Genomic DNA, 18,302 nt, shown 5'->3' with positions numbered 1-18,302 from the left:
CCTAATTTATTCTGTTCTAATTTACTTTTTGTTCTGATTTAATTTCACGTACGGCATTTTCCGTATCAGTGAGATTATCCGGTTTGATATTTCTTGCTTTCAAGGTGTAGCCCATAATGCTTGAGAATAGCGGTGCTGAAACCGAGCCACCATAATAAGCACCGGCTTTCGGCTCGTTAATTAACACCACTAATGCAAAGCGAGGATCACTTGCCGGCGCAACACCTGCGGTATAGGCAATATATTTTTCTACGTACTGCCCTTTTTCAAGTTTACGTGCTGTACCGGTTTTGACCGCCACACGATAACCATCAACCGCTGCTTTCTGACCACCCTCGCCTTTTTGGGCAACACTCTCCATCATATGCACCACATCTCGGGTGATTTTTTCAGGTAATACACGCTCACCAATAACCGGTGGGTCAACTTTAGTAATTGAAAGCGGACGATAAATGCCGAAGCTTCCTAAGGTAGCATAAGCTCGGGCTAACTGTAATGGCGTGACATTTAAACCGTAGCCGTATGCCATGGTTGCACGCTCAATATCAGACCAACGCTTACGATCACCGTTTGTTCCCTTTTGCTCACCTAAACCTAAACCGGTATCTTTACCAAAACCGACTTTACTATAAGTATCGACTAATGCGGTAGACGGCATACGTAATGCCAAACGACTCACCCCGATATTACTAGATTTTTGTAAAATACCGGTTAGCGATAAACTCTCACGCGGTGCAACGTCTTTAATCGTATGACCATTGACCACAAATGGACGAGTATTAATCACTTCATCACGATAAGTCGCGCCGTTTTGTAATGCGGTTAATACTACCAACGGTTTAACCGTTGAACCCGGTTCAAAAGTATCGGTAATCGCTCGGTTACGCATTAATTCCGGTTTAAAGCTATTTCGTTTGTTCGGGTTAAACGAAGGCGCATTTGCCATCGCTAAAATTTCACCGGTTTGTACGTCAACTAATACTGCCGTACCTGATTCGGCATTATTGGCAATCACCGCTTCTTTGATCTTCTTATATACTTCGGATTGTAATTCTTCATCAATACTCAACATGACGTCTTGCGGATCATACTGTTTTTCATCTCGAATATTTTCAATCACATTACCACGTGCATCTTTACGAATCACTTGACGACCGTTTTTGCCAATCAGTAGAGAGTCAAAGCTACGCTCTAAACCTTCCGTACCATGTACGTCATCAACATCGGTAAAGCCGATTAATTGCGAAGCTTCTTCTGCCAACGGATAAAAACGGCGTGATTCGGCTTTTAACACCATTCCGTCAATTTTCAGTTCCTGCGCATAATTAGCAATACTCTCGGATTCATGGCGTGCAATATAGATAAAACGCTGACGAGAAGCTTTATACAAACGATTCATTAAATCGTTATATTTTTCCCCAATTGCTTTGGCGATCGCTTCCATTTTTGAACGATCCAATTGCGCCGCCGCAATCTCCTGCGCAACAAACTGTGAATGCGGATTATTGCGTACGGTGCTAATCAAACTGTTGTAGTCTAAGCCGGTTGATTGCGCCAGCAACGTCCAATAGTTCTCGCTTTTAGTATTCAAAATCGAGCGTGGATCAAATTCCACTTTTTCTTTGGACTTGTTTTTCTTCTCAATAAAATCGCTAACACTTTTCTCAATTTTACTTTTTGAACTGCCCATTTCCATTGCCAGCAATTTCCAACGTTCTGATGAGCGTCTGAGTTTGCTGTCAAAATATTCACGGGGATCTAAAGTAAGAGAGTACATCGGTACACTGATAGATAAGAAACGTCCGTCACGATCTAAAATTCGACCACGGGTAAACGGAAGCTCTTTAGTACGGAGTGAGCGATTATTCGCTTCATTGATAAGGCGTTCAGAATCAAATAACTGAATATGCGCAGCTTTAGCAATTAGCATTCCCGCCATCACAAGTATGAAAAGACCGACAACACCAAAACGAATCGGGAGATAACTCGGTTCATTTTTAGTGCTGGCTTGTTTTTTTGCCTCTATATTCGGCTCTGAGGCTGCGGGTTTACGCTTTAATTTAACTGACTTTGCCATTATTTATTCAACCAAAATAACTTCTTGCTCTTTTTTAATCTGTTGTAAACCGAAGCTGGCTGCTGCCGCTTCAACACGAGATTTCTGGCTTTTTGCGTTTTCTTCCAGCTGTAAGTGAATATACTGGCTTTCCAACTTACGATTTTGCTGAACTAATTTTCCTTGCTCTGCGGTAAGCAAACGAGTTTGGTGAGTAATCCAAATAGTGCCAATTGCGGTTAACACCGTTGCTATCAGTAGAATCAATGCAACTTTATTGTGTCCGGTTAAATCATCTAAAATAATTTGATGGAGCGGATAACGTTCATTACTTGCCATTCGTTAACTCCTCTATCTTTTTTCCGCAATACGTAATACGGCACTACGTGAGCGAGGGTTTGCTTCGATTTCCGCCTCACTCGGCATAATCGCTTTACCAATGTTTTTTAACGGAATATTTTTATTTAATTCCGATTCCAAAATAGGTAGGCCTTTCGGCACATCCATACCTTTACTGTTTTTCTTCATAAATTGTTTAACCATTCGATCTTCTAATGAATGGAAACTAATAATTGATAAACGACCTTCTGGTGCCAATACGCTTAAGGCTGATTGTAATGCTTTCTCTAATTCATCCAACTCGCTGTTAATAAAGATACGGATTGCCTGAAACGAACGGGTTGCCGGATGTTTATGCTTATCTTTGAAAGGAACGGCATCAGCAATAATCTGCGCTAATTGAAGTGTGCGAGAAATCTTGTCTGTTGCAGATTTATTATAAGAAACGACCGCTTGTGCAATGCGTTTCGCAAAGCGTTCTTCGCCAAAGGTTTTTAACACCCATGCCAAATCGTCCACCGAAACTTGTGCCAGCCATTCGGCGGCAGATAGACCTTTAGTCGTATCCATACGCATATCTAGAGGTCCGTCACGCATAAAGCTAAAGCCACGTTCTGCATCATCAAGCTGCGGAGAAGAAACACCGAGATCAAGCAAGATACCGTCAATTTTACCGGTTAAGCCTAATTGTTCGCACACTTCGGGAATCGCAGAGAAAGCGGTATGGATAATTTGAAAACGAGCATCGTTAATCGTATTCGCTTCAGCAATTGCACGAGGGTCACGATCTGTTGCAATTAAGCGACCTTGTTCGGAAAGTTTTGAGAGAATGAGTCGAGAATGACCACCCCGTCCAAAAGTACCGTCAATATAAACACCGTTCGGCTTAATCGCCAAACCATCAACGGCTTCATGTAGCAATACGGTAATATGCTTATGGACTGTATCGTTCATTATTTTTCCAACTCACTTATTTATCTTATAAAGAAAGGTTTTTTAAGGCTTCGCAATTCAGCATCTCCGCCGAACAGCCCAATGCAAGATCTTCCGCAATTTGTGATTGCCACTGTTTATCTTGCCAAATTTCAAATTTATTTAATTGCCCGACCAACATAATTTGTTGCTCAAGCTGTGCGTGCTGTCTTAGTGTGGGACTAAGTAAAATTCTACCCGCGGCATCCATTTCACATTCGGTCGCAAAGCCTTGCATCACTCGCTGAATACGGCGCTGCATCGGATCAAAATTAGAAAGTGCAAGTAATTTTTGTTCCACCACTTCCCATTCGTGTAACGGATAAAGTAATAAACACGGCTGGCGAATATCGACGGTACAAACCAAAATTCCCTTGTGTTTTTCACGCAATTCCACACGATAACGAGTAGGAATTGCTACCCGCCCTTTGCTATCGATACTAATTGAAGTTGCGCCACGAAACATTTTCTGTCCTGCCACTAAAAATTACTATATTTGGCGAGATCCGGATTCAGAAAATCCACAATCTCCCACTTTTTCCCACTAAAAGATCAGAATTTTATCGGTTAGTTGTTCATCGGGCAAGCTGTTTTAATGTTTTGTTTGGTAAAGATAAGTAGAAAAAAGCAAGCGGTCGACTTTTGCAAATTTTTTACAAAAATCGACCGCTTGATCATTCGTTCTTAGACAAGAGTCATTAGATTAGAATTTCTGCTAAAGATAGACCGATTAAACAGGCTGTGATTACCCCAATTAAGCCCGGTACCATAAAGCTGTGGTTAAAATAGTACTTACCAATTTTTGTCGTACCCGTCATATCAAAGCTCACCGTTGCAATATCAGACGGATAGTTAGGGATGAAGAAGTACGCATAAGTTGCCGGCATTAAACCGATTAATAAATCTGCTGGTAAACCGATCGCAATACCCACCGGTAATAACATTTTCGCAGTTACCGCTTGGCTGTTTACTACCACAGATACCGCAAATAAGGCAAATGCGAAGGTCCAAGGTTGTGCTTTAACCATTTCGGTAATACCCGCTTTAAATGAAGGCATTGCATAATTGAAGTAAGTATCACTCATCCACGCAATACCAAAAATTGCAATGGTTGCCACCATACCTGATTTAAATACCACTGTATTCGAGATTTTTTTCACATCAGTTTTAGCCAATACTAAAATTAAACCACCGAATGCTAACATAATCATTTGGATGATTTTATCCATCGGAGCAACTTTACCTGAAGCAGCAAGCGTTGGTTTCAATGATGGGAACATTGCAATAACCACGATTGTTACAATCGCAAGTAAGAACAGATAAACAGCATTTTTTGCTGATTGCGGTAATTGTTCATTTAAAGTTGTGCTGCTGGTTTCTTCAATACGTTTACAGAATTCAGGATCTTGTAAACGACGTTGATATTCAGGATCATCTTTTAATTCTTTACCGCGACGTAAGCTATAAAGAGACATTGCCACTACGCCAAGAAACGTTGCCGGAATAGTAATAGCTAAAATTTGTAATAAAGTGATATGTTCTGACCCCGGCACATTGACCAATTCGGTTAAATAATATGCAACAACTGCAGAAACCGGACTACCGGTTAAACCAAGTTGTGATGCCACAGAAGCACTCGCCATCGGGCGCTCAGGACGAATATCATTCTTCACAGCAATATCGGCAATGATCGGCATAATAGAATAAACCGAGTGACCGGTACCAAGCATTAACGTCATTGTATAGGTTACGATAGGACCAAGAATTGTGATACGTTTCGGATTCGCACGTAAAATTCTTTCCGCCACTTGTAACATAAATTTTAAACCACCGGCAGCTTCAAGCACAGAAGCACAAGCCACTACGGCAAGAATAACTAACATTACACTGATCGGTGGCTCAGACAATGGCATTTGTAAAACGAAGACCTCAATGAATAAGCCTATCCCAGAAACCACACCTAAACCAACACCGCCAAAACGGCTACCTACATATAAAAATGCGAGTAGCAACAAAAATTCTGCATAAAGCATATAAACTCCAAAAAAATAATAAATAATCACTGGTTGCAAGTTTACTTGAGCTCATACCGTGATTCTTTGCATTTGATCAAAACAGTGTAACACTTTAGTGGTATTTTCCCTAAATTTTGCACAAACATAAATAAAGACTCTCAGCACACCAAACAGAAATCTTGCTGATGATTCAAGTGTACAATAACCGATATTACATAGAATAAAAACACTAAAAATATAGTGTTAAATTGATGATCTATTTACACACTAAAATAAATTATTATCTATTTTATTTAGAGGATTTTAGTACTAAAAAAGAGTCTCATACTCATTTGTTAAAGTCTCTGACCTTTATTTATTATGTTTATAACTTTATATAACAATTTAAAAGGATGACATATTAGATCGACCATTAAATCTATCGCCGTTACGGCAATTGCAAGCCTTATCGTCCCTAGCCACGCATCAGGTAAAAAAATCCTTATACCCAAGCTGGTTTTACCGTTCGTCAAGCGGAACAACACGCGCCAATCCATTGGATTTTAATTGCACAAATCAAAGCAAGTTTAAAAGATACACCACCAATGAACGTAAGCTTTGACATTGATGATACGGTTGCAGCAACCAGCGGCTGTTTTTACTACTGTCAACAAAAATATTCGCCAAATGACCACAGCAACCTAAAAAACCAAAACTTTTGGGATGAAATTGATGCCAGCTGTGATAAATATTCCATTCCAAAGCTGTCTGCTAAAGCATTAATTGAAATGCACCAAGCCCGTGGTGACCAGATATTCTTGATTACCGGTCGTACTGCCGGTAAAGATGATCAAGTGACTCCAATCTTGGCGAAAGCACTTGGTATTAAAAATATGCAACCGGTAAATTTTACCGGAGGACAAAAATCCGAATATAAACAAGGCAAAACGGCTGCGATCATTAAACATAAAGTACAACTTCACTATGGCTACAGTGATGATGATATTTTAGCGGCAAAAGAAACCAGCATTCGAGGCATCCGTATATTACGTGCGGCAAACTCAACTTATGTTCCTCACCCACAAGCTGGCGGCTATGGTGAAGAAGTTTTAATTAACTCAAGCTACTAGTTATGCGCTAAAATAAAAGCTGTTGGTCAATATCAACAGCTTTTATTTTTTAGGAGTTACTTATGATTGAGATTTATCTGCTGCTTATTCCGCTTTGTTTTTTAGTCTGCCTTGCCTCTTCATTTGCCCGTAAAGGCTTTCTCAAAGCGGTATTGCATAGTTTGTTACTGGCAATCAGCTGGCCGGTTTCCCTTCCTTTACTTGCTTTAAAACGCTTATTTAAGCGATCTCATTAAATAACAAGCGATTAAATTTCCTCTCTTTTTCGGTATTATGTAGCAAATGCACACATCAATTTGTAGGGGCGGACCGATGTGTCCGCCCGTGATATACAAATCTCATTGTTTTTTTGGGCGAACACATCGGTTCGCCCCTACGTTTCATTTATCAACAAGTTTGTGCAACTGCTACATAATACCGCTCTTTTTTGCAAAAGAATCTTGAAAACAGACCGCTTGTTCTCTCCTTAATCTTCATAAATTTTTATTTTCTTTATAAAAACGCCTTGCATTAAAGTGAATAAAAATGCAAAATAAATACATAACTAATCAGGCCAAGCTTTTGTCATTTAATTAACAACTTGATAGCAAACGTTTGCTTTGCTAGAATTGCGTGCCTACTTCTACAAGAAAGGTTAATGGCGACTCTCAAGTACCAACCCCATAAATTTTTAGGAGTAAAAATGTTAAATCCTACCCTTTTTATACCTTCATTAGGTATAACACATAAGATAGCAAGCACCTTTGCTATCGCAATGCAATTCTTTTCAAAGCATTCTCGCCTTGCAATTCCACATTTCCTTTATCCACGATCCCGAATAAGTTCTTTCACTTATACAAGCGGTCAAATTTTTAAAACTTTTTACTTATAGCAGACACAGGAGCAATATCATGGCATTTAATCTTAAAAATAGACACTTACTCAGCCTTGTAAATCATACCGAACGTGAAATCAAATTTTTACTAGACTTAGCTCGTGATCTCAAACGTGCGAAATATGCGGGAATAGAACAACAACAATTAAAAGGCAAAAATATTGCATTAATCTTTGAAAAAACCTCAACCCGCACCCGTTGTGCATTTGAAGTTGCGGCTTATGACCAAGGCGCTCACGTGACTTATATCGATCCGACCTCATCTCAAATCGGGCATAAAGAGTCAATGAAAGACACCGCTCGCGTATTGGGCAGAATGTACGATGCGATTCAATACCGTGGTTTTAAACAATCGGTGGTACAAGAATTAGCCGATTATGCCGGTGTGCCGGTATTCAATGGTTTAACCGATGAATTCCATCCTACTCAAATGTTAGCTGACGTACTCACTATGATTGAAAACTGTGAAAAACCTTTAAGCCAAATCAGCTACGTTTATATCGGCGATGCACGTAATAATATGGGCAATTCTTTATTATTAATCGGTGCGAAATTAGGGATGGATGTACGTATCTGTGCACCGAAAGCATTATTACCGGAAGACAGCTTAGTTGAAATGTGCCAAAAATTCGCAGCGGAAAGCGGTGCAAGAATTACCGTAACCGAAGATATTGATACCGCAGTAAAAGGCGTAGATTTCGTACATACTGACGTTTGGGTATCTATGGGTGAGCCGCTTGAAACTTGGGGCGAACGTATTGAAATGTTAACGCCATACCAAGTCACACCTGAATTAATGCAACGCACCGGCAACCCAAAAGTGAAATTTATGCACTGCTTACCGGCATTCCATAACAGCGAAACCAAAGTCGGCAAACAAATCGCCGAAAAATATCCGGCTCTGGCAAACGGCATCGAAGTGACCGAAGACGTATTCGAATCCCCGGCAAATGTAGCTTTTGAACAAGCGGAAAACCGTATGCACACCATTAAAGCTGTAATGGTAGCGAGCTTAGCATAATTAAATGACCTCCTCTCCCCCATTATGGGGGAGAGACAGCCTTGAGTAGCGTAAGGCTACGAAAGGCAGAGAGAGGGCTAGCGGTCAAATTCTCTGAAAAATTTACAACATTGCCTCTCCCTGATGAAAACAATAATAGGAATAAAACATGAAAATCGTAGTAGCTTTAGGCGGTAACGCTTTATTAAAACGCGGCGAGCCAATGACCGCCCAAAACCAATCAGCAAATATCAAAATCGCCGCAGAACAACTAGCAAAAATTAAACCGAATAATGAATTAGTGATTTCACACGGTAATGGTCCTCAGGTCGGATTAAGCGCATTACAACACGCTGCTTACCATGCGATTGATAATAAAATTGAGCCTTATCCACTTGATGTACTGGTTTCACAAACCGTGGGAATGATTGGTTATATGTTGCAACAAGAACTCACCAACCTCGTGCCGGAACATCCGACACAAACCTTAGTGACTCAAGTGATTGTTGATGCTAACGATCCGGCTTTTGCCAAACCGAGCAAACCAATCGGACAGGTTTACACAAAAGAAGAAGCGGAAAAACTCGCTGCTGAAAAAGGTTGGACAGTAATGGCGGACGGTCAATATTACCGCCGTGCGGTAGCAAGCCCGAAACCACAATCGGTTACTGGTATTGAAGCGGTAAAAGCATTATTAGCACAAGATCAAATCGTGATTTGCGGCGGCGGCGGCGGCGTACCGAGTATTCGTGATACACAAGGTAAATTACAAGGTGTGGAAGCGGTGGTGGATAAAGACCTTGCAACAGCAGTCATTTCACAACAACTTGATGCGGATTTATTTATTATCGCTACCGATGTCAAAGCGGCGTGTGTAAACTTCAACAAACCGGAGCAATTACAAATTGCCAAAGCAAATCCGGCAGAATTAGAAAAACTGGCGGGCGAATTTGCACCGGGTTCAATGGGACCAAAAGTACAAGCGGTGATTAACTTTGTAAAAGCCACCGGTAAAGACGCTGCAATCGGTTCACTTTCCGATATTCAAGATATCGTGGCAGGAAAAGCGGGAACCCGTGTAACCAATAGCATTTCAGGTATTGAGTTTTATAAGTAAACAAAAACAAGCGGTTAGATTTTACTAAAAATCTGCAATATTAAAGTAGGGGCGTACCGAGTACGCCCTTTTTAATGCAAATGAATTAATCTATCATTTTATAGGTACAAGGACACTCGCCCTATCGCTTTCTGTGACGTTCTGTGTATTCCGTAAACTCCCATTTGCAAAGAATTGAGCAAATTTCACCGCTTGTACCATAAACAAAAAGCCCCTAAACCGTAAGATTTAGAGGCTTTTCTCTATTGTTTTATTGCTAAATTATTTTTTAGCTTGTGCTTTTTTCACCCATACCGCTGAGATTGAGAACGCAACGACAAATGAAATTGCCATACCTACCGAGTACATTGCAAGGCTGTCCGGTTTAATTGAAGGTACACCTAAGAAACCTGCTGCACCTAATGCAATCGCTTTCACGTTAAAGAATGCGATAAAAGCAGAAGCGACACCTGAACCGATCATCGCAGCAATGAACGCTTGACGGTAACGTAAGTTCACACCGAACATTGCCGGCTCTGTGATTCCTAATAATGCTGAGATGCCTGACGGCACGGCTAAACCGCGTACTTTCGCATCTTTCATTGCAAACGCCACACCTAAACACGCCGCACCTTGTGCGATGTTAGACATTGCAGCGATTGGGAAGATAAATGTACCGCCGGTGTTCGCCACTTCCGCTAATAATTGAGTTTCTACTGCAATAAAGGTTTGGTGCATACCGGTGATTACGATTGGTGCATAGAATGTACCGAAGATTGCACCGCCGATAAAGCCTAAGCTGTCGTATAACCACGTTAAGCCTGCTGAAATCGCAGACCCCGCTTCACGACCGAATGGGCCGATTACCGTGAAAGCTAATACACCTGCGATGAATAAAGACATCATTGGTGTCACAAGGTTATCTAAATAAGAAGGTACAAATTTGCGGAAACCTTTTTCAAGGGTTGCTAATACCCAAGCAGAAACGATGGTTGGGATTACTGTACCTTGATAACCGACTTTTTCAATTTCAAAGCCAAGTACGTTCCAATATTTGATGTTACCTTCCATTAAAGTTTTTGCGTAGTTCCAACCGTCGGCTAATGCAGGGTGAACTGATAACATACCGAGCGCCGCACCTAAGAACGGGTTACCGCCGAATTTACGGGTTGCAGAGAAACCGAGTAATACCGGTAAGAAGACGAATGGTGCATTTGCAATCGTATTAATAAAATCAATTAAATCTGCAAATTCAGGGTACTTAGTCGCAACCGAATCGCCTTCCCAGAAGAAACCAACCGAAGTCAGCATTGAGTGGATACCCATCAGTAAACCGCCTGCCACGATTGCAGGAATAATCGGTACGAAAATATCCGCTAAACCTTTTACCAAACGTTGTAATAACGGTTGGTTTGCCGCACCTGCCGCCGCCACTTCAGACGTACTCATATCACCGATGCCCATTTGTTTTTGCATTTCAGCATGCACTTTATTTACTGTGCCTGAACCAAAAATAATTTGGTATTGACCGCTCGTTGAGAATTGACCTTTAACGCCTTCGATATTCTCAATCGCTTCTTTATCTACTTTTGACTCATCTGCAAGAGTTAAACGTAAACGTGTTGCACAGTGTGCAAGTGTTGTGATGTTGCTTTTACCACCGAGTTTCTCGATCGTTTGCTCCGCAATTTTCGGGAAGTTCATAGTTTGCCACCTATTTTTATATAAAGATTAAACGATTGCATTTTAACTAAAACGGTTTAGCTAACAAAGCAAATTTTGCTAAAACGTTTTAGTTTTGTCGATTAGATCACAATTTTAGCAAGTTTAGTAACAATTAACGAATAAATTTTGTACAAAAAAAGCAATTTCTCATTAAACTGCATTCATCAAGCGGTCAGAAATAATCCGACCATTTTCAACCGTAATAACTCGGTCGAAAAGCGCACAACTTTCTTCTAATTGATGTGTCACCATTAATAAAGTCAACTCCGCTTGCTGACAAATATCCGCAACCAGTAGCTGTAATTCTTCACGGCGTTTCGGATCAAGCGCTGAAAATGGTTCGTCTAATAATAGGATCGGTTGTTTACGCAACAACGTTCTAGCAAGCGCCACCCGTTGTTTTTGCCCACCGGAAAGTTGATCGGCTCGCCGCTTTAGTAAATCGGCAATCCCCATTTGTTGCGCAATTTGTTGAACCTGTTGTTGCTGCGCATCATTCAACTTTAAACTGGCAACTAACGCCAGCCCTATATTCTGCTCAACGGTCAAATGTGGAAACACATTATTATCTTGAAACAACATAGATACAGGGCGTTCCGCTACCTGTGTCGCCGTATGATTGCAAGAATTTAGCCAAATTTGACCGCTTGTCGGCAACTCAAAGCCGGCAATAAGATTCAACAAAGTGCTTTTTCCAGCGCCACTCTCACCAATCACGGCAACACGTTCGCCTTTGACAACGTTTAGTACAAAGTGCATTTGTATTTGTTCATATTGGAAATGTAAATCGAGATCAACCATTTTGATGTTTTAAATTATTTTTACTATATAATGAGAAAGTCATTTTATTAGAAATTCAGAAAATTTATATGAATAGTTATCAAGAAATTAGTTTGCATGAATTTAGACCTGAAATTATTTCACTTTTTTCTATTTCGAAGCATTTAGATGAACAGGTTAAAGTGATTATTTCTCAGAATAACCGCATTATTCGCCAGATAAACTTAACACTTTATGCTTCTGACATTTCAGTTTATGGCGATACAATTGAGATGGAAGACATGGATAATAAAATTAAATTATCATTACTTTCACTTACTACACTTGAAACGTTCAAGCTAGATAAAGATGAACATGGTCATTATTTATTACCAAATGAAATCAATAATCCTTGTCTAATTATTAGCGATAAAGAGTCTATTTTACAAAGTCGTACAAGATTCATTCCTGCAACAAAAGCAACAGAAATTAAAGGGGAATTACAGCAAGCTATTGCTTTACCACCAAATCTTTATTCTGACGCAGTGCAATTGGTATTAACTCAAATGGCAAAAGATTTTAATCATTCAGGCTTGGAAAGATCTTTTAGCAGATAAACCCCAATCTCGGATTATTACTAGTGGTACAGGATCAGGTAAAACGGAATGTTTTATGATTCCTGTATTAGAAGATTTGTATCGTGAAATGAGTCAGGATAATCAATCACTTATTGGGGTAAGAGCATTATTTTTGTATCCATTAAATGCACTTATTAGCTCGCAACGTGAACGCTTAGAAACTTGGACTGGACATTTTGGTAATAAAATTCGCTTTTGCTTGTACAACAGTAATACTGAAGAATATGCTGATAATGTTAAAAATGAACAAATACGTTTTCCACAGACTGTACTTTCTCGAGAGCATTTAAGAGAAAGTCCACCACCAATTTTGGTAACCAACGGCACAATGTTAGAACATATGCTAATTCGTCAAATCGACGCCCCTATTTTAAATAAATCTAAGGGCAAATTGCGTTGGATCATATTAGATGAAGCCCATACTTATATGGGGTCACAAGCGGCTGAATTAGCATTACAACTACGTCGTGTAATGCACGCTTTTGATGTTAAAACAGAAGATATTCGCTTTGTCGCTACATCTGCCACCATTGCTGGGACAGATGCTGAAGCCCAACTTAAACGTTATCTAGCTCAACTAGCCAATATCCCCGAAAATCAAATTGCTGTTATTGGTGGTCGTCGTAAAATTCCTGCATTGAAATTGCAATCAAAACAATCTTTGACATTAGAAGCATTAGAGCAATTAGGCTCTGATCAAGAAGTTTCTGAAATTCGCTTTAATGCCCTATTGAGCTGCGAACAGGCGGTCAAAATTCGTCAATTTTTTGCCGAAAAAGTCCGTTCTGTGCAAGATGCACTAACTGAATTTCCTAAGTTATCTGAAGAAGAGCTTTATCGTTGGCTTGATCTTTGTACCGCAACCAAAGCTAATAATAAACAAAGCGAAGCCTTTCTAAAACTACGCTCTCATTATTTTCAACGCACACTAGCAAGTCTTTGGGCTTGTATCGATCCAAATTGCTCAGCTAAACAAAATACACAACTCAAACAAAACTGGGCATTTGGCAAAGTATTTAGCCAGCCACGTGTAAAATGTGATTGTGGTGCTGCGGTTTTGGAATTAGTGTTTTGCGAAGAGTGTAATGCTCCACACTTATTAGCCTGTTTACAAAATGAGCAGCTTAAGCAATGGACTGGAAAAATTGCTGATGAATTTGCTCTACTCGAAGAGATGGATCCCGAAAATATGGGAGAGTCAGATCTTGTTGAAATTCATCGAGAAGAAGAAATCCTACTCAGTCCAAATGCCCATTCTGAATATATTGAACGCCAATTTGATCGCAATGGTTTATCTGCTGATTTAAAAGGTGGAGAAATTCTCTACCATCAACTTCATAGCGATACACAAACCTGCTCTGTTTGTAGTCATACGGGTCGTGGAGCTTATGGAAAAGCAATGCGTCGCAGTTTGCTTGGCGTACCTTTTTATGCAATGAATCTTGTGCCAACCGTTTTAGAATATTGTGCTGAAATTGAAGATGATAAGCTCAATCAACCTAATCGTGGCAAACGCTTAATTACATTCACAGACAGCCGTCAAGGCACCGCAAAATTAACCATCAAAATGCAACAAGATGCAGAACGTTCTCGTTTACGTGGTTTGGTGGTAAAAAAACTCAAAAGTGCGGTCGCAGTGAAAAGTCATTTATCACCAGAGCTACGTAGTAAAATGCAAGGTTTGGATACTATGGATAAAGAGACGTTAAAACAAAATTGGCTCGCATTGCAATCTATCTTTGATCAACAAACCAAACAAGAGATCGAAGCCTATTTGCAAGATGATGGAGAAATTACACCACTTGCAAAATCTTGGAAAGAAATGGAAGCGGAAATTACCAAAGACATTGGTAAAGTAATGAATGAAGAAAATAATCGTCTTGCTCCAAATGTTTTTGATAAGGATAACGGAGCCAAATTAGCTCGTTTATTACTTCTGCGAGAATTTGCTCGTCGTCCTAAAACTCGCAATAATTTAGAAACTCAAGGTTTAGTTAAATTGGTCTATCCTGCGTTAGCTAAAATTAACCATACGCCAAATTATTGGGAACAACGAGGATTAACACTTAAAGATTGGCAAGATTTCTTAAAAATCTCACTTGATTTTTATGTGAGGGAACGAATTTTCTTAGAAATTGAACAAGGTTTAAAACGTTGGATTGGTACTCCTATGTTTGAACAACGTTTAATTAGCCCAACATCACAAGATAATGAACAAGGTAATATTCGCTATTGGATTCAGGTAAAACAAGGTAAAGCTGAACAACAACGGTTAATTAGTTTGCTATCCGCTGGCTCTGGTTTGCATCCTGAAAATAATGCAGATGCAGATATTCTAAATGAATGGCTTAAAGCAGCGTGGGCTGAATTGGTAAGATTGCAAATTCTTACCGAATCAGAGAAAAAATATCGCTTAGATTTTACTCATCAACCTGCTGAAAATGAAGATAATGTGTCGCTTAGTTTAATGAGTGAAGCATTCATTTGCCCTATCAGTAATAAATTATTGGATACCACTTTTAAAGGATTTACCCCTTACTTACCATCAGCTTTCCGTAAATTAGCCCCAAATTCGGATTTATCTGAATTTAAGTGCAAAATGGTCAAATTACCTGCTCTTTGGGAATTTAAAGACGATGATGATTATCTCACGGCACTTAATTTGACTCGTAAACAGATTAAAGAAAATGCTGATATTAACGCTTTACGAGAACAAAATTTATGGACAGATACCAATGATAGTGCTGTTGAAGGCGGTCATTATTACACAGTGGCTGAACATTCTGCTCAGCAGAATAGCGAGCAATTGGAACAGTATGAAGCTGAATTTAAAAAAGGTAGAAAAAATGTACTAAATTGCTCAACCACAATGGAAATGGGGGGTGATATTGGTGGCATTATGGCGGTTATTATGAATAATGTACCACCACACCCCGCTAATTATTTACAACGAGCAGGACGTGCCGGGCGTTCACAAGAATCTCGTGCGATTGTCTTTACACTGTGTAAAGACAATCCTCACGATCAAGCTGTATTTGCTGATCCTAAATGGGCGTTTTCTACCCCAATTCCAACACCTTATGTAGAATTTAGTTCTCAAAAATTAGTGCAACGTCATTTAAATGCGTTTTTATTGGACAAATTCTTGCTCACAATTAGTATTAGTAAAGAACGTACTAAACTCACAACAGAATGGTTCTTTGGTAAAATCGACGTGGAAAACCACAGCTCTTTTGCTGAAAAATTTGAGCATTGGCTATTAAATAAAAAAATACAAGATAATTATAAAAATGCGATTAGCCAAATCTTACGTGGAACCTGTCTGCAAGGTGCATCAATCAAACAAATTTTTACACAGGTGGCAAATCAAATTCAGCAATTAAGGGAACATTGGCAGATTAATACAAGTTATATTGATTCTGAACTTAAAACAGCAAATGGGCATTATAAATACAGCCTAACGCAAGAGAAAAAACGTCTTTGCAATGCTTATTTATTAAGAACTCTATCAGAAAAAACTTATCTTCCATCTTATGGTTTCCCAACTAATATCGTAGAATTAGTGACAGATAATTTAAATCAAGTCAAAGCAGATAAAGAACACAAATACCAAAAGATAAAATCACTCCCAACACGAGAGCTACCCATAGCTATTCGAGAATATGCCCCAGGAGTTGATGTAGCACTTGATGGCGTTGTCCACAATGTGGCGAATCTGGCTATGAAACTGGAACAGAAAAATATGGGCGTTTACAATGTCCTAATTGTGATTACACAATCCCAGCTGAACATCAAAAGCGTACCATTCAACCGACTGGCTTCTTAGTTGATTTTTACCAACCTATTTCAAATAATGTTGCGGAAAATCATTTCTTACCAATTCAAAATGCTTGGGTTATTGCTAAAGGAGAAATGAAAGCCTTACCTGCACCTGAACTTGGTTTTATGCGAGCAGATAGCCAAGGACACGTTTTCTACCATAACTCTGGTTTTGGTGGTAATGGCTATGCAGTTTGTATGGGCTGTGGTCGAGCAGAATCAATGACAAAAGACGATCAATTCCCAGCAAAATTAAACCCTGAAGATCCTAAATCACTACACTATTCCCCAAAAGCAGTTAATCTAAAAGATAGCGAGAAACGCACCGTTTGTTCAGGGAATATTCTGCGTAATATTCATTTAGGAGTTTCAACTCACACAGATGTTTTTGAACTAGTTTTACGCAGTCCTGAAAAAGGTTATTTAGGGAATGGAAAAGAAGATCGTGCAATAGCAATCACATTAGCTGTAGCACTACGTCGAGCATTAACTGAACAACTTGGTATTTCAATTAATGAGGTGCAATATAGTGTTCGCCCGTTAATCTTACAAGGACAGCACTCTAGTTTTGCATTACAACTATTTGATTCCATTTCAGGCGGAGCAGGTTTTGCTAGCAATGCAATACATCACATCAATGCTATTTTGCAAAAAATGTTGAAGATTTTAGATTGCGATCATCATTGCGATGCTTATTGTTCAAGTTGCTTATTAGAAAACGATTCGCGTTTTGATACGGATAAACTCAATCGCCAACAAGCATTACAATGGTTAGGCTCTTTCAGACAGCATCTCGCACTTCCACAAGAATATCAAAGTTTGATAAAAAATGGACAATATAGTGCATTGAATTTAACCGAAAAATTACGAGATTTACTCAATCAAAATGTGAGTGAGATTAGTTTTGTTTTATCTGAAAATAGCGATGAATGGCAAATTTCTTTCTCCCAAATTCGCCACCAACTATTACCTTTATTATCCGCTAATGTGAAGATTATTTTCGTTGTATCACAAGCAAACTATAACTTAGAGATTCAGCAATTTTTTGTTCAATTACAATCACTTGGCATTCATTTTATTTATGCTAAAGCAAATAAGCATATTATTTACCAAGTTAAAACAGAGAAAGGGCTACTTACACTCGCTACACAGACACAGGATGCAAAAGTATTGGGTCAGAAATGGCTTAATAATAGTAATATTGTTATTTATTCTTATGATGAAGAAAAAATTGTAGGAACTGACATTGTATTTAAAAGCGATAATTCTTTAACTAATCAAGTTGTAATAGAGCTATCTGATGAACTAAGTAACAAGCCACTTAATCAATTTGGAAAAGGCTTAAAATCTCTACTGGGAAAACAAAATGCAGAATTAAAAGCATTACTTGAAAATGATGAAATTATCGAATTACACTATTGCGATAGATATTTACGTAATCCAATAATGATTTTACTGCTTGGAGAAGTCTTAAAAAGTTCTGCAGGAACATCTAAACCTGATATAAGAGTACAAAGTGTTTTAACGCCAAGTGTAAATTATCAACCATCTCGCTTATTAAAACACGATTGGCAGAGAAAAAGTGACTATCAATCTGTTGTAGAAAAATATCTTTCATTACGAACAGGCTTAAATGTTCAATTTGATATTTTAGATAGTAATAGAGATTTACCACATAGTCGTTCTCTTACGATTGTATTTAAATCCGGTCAGAAAACCCAAATTTTCTTCGATCAAGGTATGGGCTATTGGAATATAGAAGCTAATGGACTGTATAGTTTTGATTTCGAAAGAAATGCTGATGAGCAAGTAAAACGATTAGATGAGGTAAGAAAAGCTGCAACTATTAAGAGTTCAGATTACCAAACTGTAATAGCAGTAAAAATTAACTAACAACAAG

General features: G+C 39.0%; 13 protein-coding genes and 1 pseudogene. 7 read left to right on the top strand and 7 right to left on the bottom strand.

The genetic code is table 11. From position 1 onward, the window contains the following. Positions 1 to 16: 16 nt before the first annotated feature. The 5 genes from C228_RS0101210 to C228_RS0101190 all read right to left on the bottom strand — a co-directional run bounded on the left by C228_RS0101210 (position 17) and on the right by C228_RS0101190 (position 5,400). Positions 17 to 2,077 (bottom strand): penicillin-binding transpeptidase domain-containing protein, encoded by a 2,061-nt coding sequence (locus tag C228_RS0101210; protein WP_018650895.1) that lies wholly within the window; start codon positions 2,075 to 2,077, stop codon positions 17 to 19. A gap of 3 nt (positions 2,078 to 2,080) precedes the next feature. Further along, complete coding sequence (ftsL, locus tag C228_RS0101205; RefSeq protein ID WP_005622208.1) at positions 2,081 to 2,395, bottom strand: cell division protein FtsL; 315 nt, start codon at positions 2,393 to 2,395, stop codon at positions 2,081 to 2,083. Between the two features lie 12 nt (positions 2,396 to 2,407). Continuing rightward, the gene (gene rsmH / locus C228_RS0101200; RefSeq protein ID WP_018650894.1) at positions 2,408 to 3,349 is read right to left on the bottom strand and encodes a 16S rRNA (cytosine(1402)-N(4))-methyltransferase RsmH; all 942 of its coding nucleotides are present in this window, start codon (positions 3,347 to 3,349) and stop codon (positions 2,408 to 2,410) included. 25 nt (positions 3,350 to 3,374) lie between these two features. Beyond that, positions 3,375 to 3,833 carry a division/cell wall cluster transcriptional repressor MraZ gene (gene mraZ, locus C228_RS0101195; protein ID WP_018650893.1) on the bottom strand — a complete coding sequence of 153 codons (459 nt, stop codon included), beginning with the start codon at positions 3,831 to 3,833 and terminating at the stop codon, positions 3,375 to 3,377. A gap of 232 nt (positions 3,834 to 4,065) precedes the next feature. Next, the gene (locus tag C228_RS0101190; protein WP_018650892.1) at positions 4,066 to 5,400 is read right to left on the bottom strand and encodes an anaerobic C4-dicarboxylate transporter; all 1,335 of its coding nucleotides are present in this window, start codon (positions 5,398 to 5,400) and stop codon (positions 4,066 to 4,068) included. A 381-nt stretch (positions 5,401 to 5,781) separates the two neighbouring features. Here C228_RS0101190 and aphA point away from each other — a divergent pair. The 4 genes and pseudogenes from aphA (at position 5,782) to arcC (ending at position 9,482) form a co-directional block, all read left to right on the top strand. Beyond that, a pseudogene (aphA, locus tag C228_RS0101185) lies at positions 5,782 to 6,491 on the top strand (acid phosphatase AphA). A 62-nt stretch (positions 6,492 to 6,553) separates the two neighbouring features. Continuing rightward, positions 6,554 to 6,727, top strand: a complete 174-nt coding sequence (locus C228_RS14415) for a hypothetical protein (protein WP_018650890.1) — start codon at positions 6,554 to 6,556, stop codon at positions 6,725 to 6,727. Between the two features lie 654 nt (positions 6,728 to 7,381). Continuing rightward, positions 7,382 to 8,386 carry an ornithine carbamoyltransferase gene (locus C228_RS0101175; RefSeq protein WP_018650889.1) on the top strand — a complete coding sequence of 335 codons (1,005 nt, stop codon included), beginning with the start codon at positions 7,382 to 7,384 and terminating at the stop codon, positions 8,384 to 8,386. A gap of 148 nt (positions 8,387 to 8,534) precedes the next feature. Next, on the top strand, positions 8,535 to 9,482 hold the full coding sequence (gene arcC / locus C228_RS0101170) for a carbamate kinase (protein ID WP_018650888.1): 948 nt from the start codon (positions 8,535 to 8,537) through the stop codon (positions 9,480 to 9,482). 261 nt (positions 9,483 to 9,743) lie between these two features. On the opposite strand, the gene C228_RS0101165 is transcribed toward arcC, so the two are convergent. Both C228_RS0101165 and thiQ read right to left on the bottom strand, forming a co-directional pair. Next, a complete protein-coding gene (locus C228_RS0101165) occupies positions 9,744 to 11,165 on the bottom strand; it encodes a sucrose-specific PTS transporter subunit IIBC (RefSeq protein WP_018650887.1) in 1,422 nt (473 codons plus the stop codon). 171 nt (positions 11,166 to 11,336) lie between these two features. After that, positions 11,337 to 11,987 carry a thiamine ABC transporter ATP-binding protein gene (gene thiQ / locus C228_RS0101160; RefSeq protein ID WP_018650886.1) on the bottom strand — a complete coding sequence of 217 codons (651 nt, stop codon included), beginning with the start codon at positions 11,985 to 11,987 and terminating at the stop codon, positions 11,337 to 11,339. A 68-nt stretch (positions 11,988 to 12,055) separates the two neighbouring features. On the opposite strand from thiQ, the gene C228_RS0101155 reads away from it, so the two are divergent. The 3 genes from C228_RS0101155 to C228_RS13860 all read left to right on the top strand — a co-directional run bounded on the left by C228_RS0101155 (position 12,056) and on the right by C228_RS13860 (position 18,295). Then, entirely contained in the window at positions 12,056 to 12,562 is a 507-nt protein-coding gene (locus C228_RS0101155) for a hypothetical protein (protein WP_018650885.1), read from the top strand. Then, positions 12,522 to 16,409, top strand: coding sequence for a DEAD/DEAH box helicase (locus C228_RS13120; protein WP_342662611.1), 3,888 nt, complete (start codon positions 12,522 to 12,524; stop codon positions 16,407 to 16,409). The genes C228_RS0101155 and C228_RS13120 overlap by 41 nt, the downstream gene beginning before the upstream one ends. Before the next feature lie 86 nt (positions 16,410 to 16,495). Next, entirely contained in the window at positions 16,496 to 18,295 is a 1,800-nt protein-coding gene (locus C228_RS13860; RefSeq protein ID WP_050560366.1) for a DUF1998 domain-containing protein, read from the top strand. Positions 18,296 to 18,302: the final 7 nt, after the last annotated feature.

Source organism: Actinobacillus capsulatus DSM 19761, assembly GCF_000374285.1.
Taxonomy (GTDB): Bacteria; Pseudomonadota; Gammaproteobacteria; order Enterobacterales; family Pasteurellaceae; genus Actinobacillus; species Actinobacillus capsulatus.
This window is presented reverse-complemented; position numbering and strand designations above follow the sequence as displayed.

Bases quoted from the DNA above. Each gene is read 5' to 3' on its own strand.
- C228_RS14415 (WP_018650890.1), top strand. From the start codon at position 6,554: ATGATTGAGATTTATCTGCTGCTTATTCCGCTTTGTTTTTTAGTCTGC.
- rsmH (WP_018650894.1), bottom strand. From the start codon at position 3,349: ATGAACGATACAGTCCATAAGCATATTACCGTATTGCTACATGAAGCC.
- C228_RS0101175 (WP_018650889.1), top strand. From the start codon at position 7,382: ATGGCATTTAATCTTAAAAATAGACACTTACTCAGCCTTGTAAATCAT.
- thiQ (WP_018650886.1), bottom strand. From the start codon at position 11,987: ATGGTTGATCTCGATTTACATTTCCAATATGAACAAATACAAATGCAC.
- C228_RS0101190 (WP_018650892.1), bottom strand. From the start codon at position 5,400: ATGCTTTATGCAGAATTTTTGTTGCTACTCGCATTTTTATATGTAGGT.
- mraZ (WP_018650893.1), bottom strand. From the start codon at position 3,833: ATGTTTCGTGGCGCAACTTCAATTAGTATCGATAGCAAAGGGCGGGTA.
- C228_RS0101210 (WP_018650895.1), bottom strand. From the start codon at position 2,077: ATGGCAAAGTCAGTTAAATTAAAGCGTAAACCCGCAGCCTCAGAGCCG.
- arcC (WP_018650888.1), top strand. From the start codon at position 8,535: ATGAAAATCGTAGTAGCTTTAGGCGGTAACGCTTTATTAAAACGCGGC.
- ftsL (WP_005622208.1), bottom strand. From the start codon at position 2,395: ATGGCAAGTAATGAACGTTATCCGCTCCATCAAATTATTTTAGATGAT.
- C228_RS0101155 (WP_018650885.1), top strand. From the start codon at position 12,056: ATGAATAGTTATCAAGAAATTAGTTTGCATGAATTTAGACCTGAAATT.
- C228_RS0101165 (WP_018650887.1), bottom strand. From the start codon at position 11,165: ATGAACTTCCCGAAAATTGCGGAGCAAACGATCGAGAAACTCGGTGGT.
- C228_RS13860 (WP_050560366.1), top strand. From the start codon at position 16,496: ATGAAAGCCTTACCTGCACCTGAACTTGGTTTTATGCGAGCAGATAGC.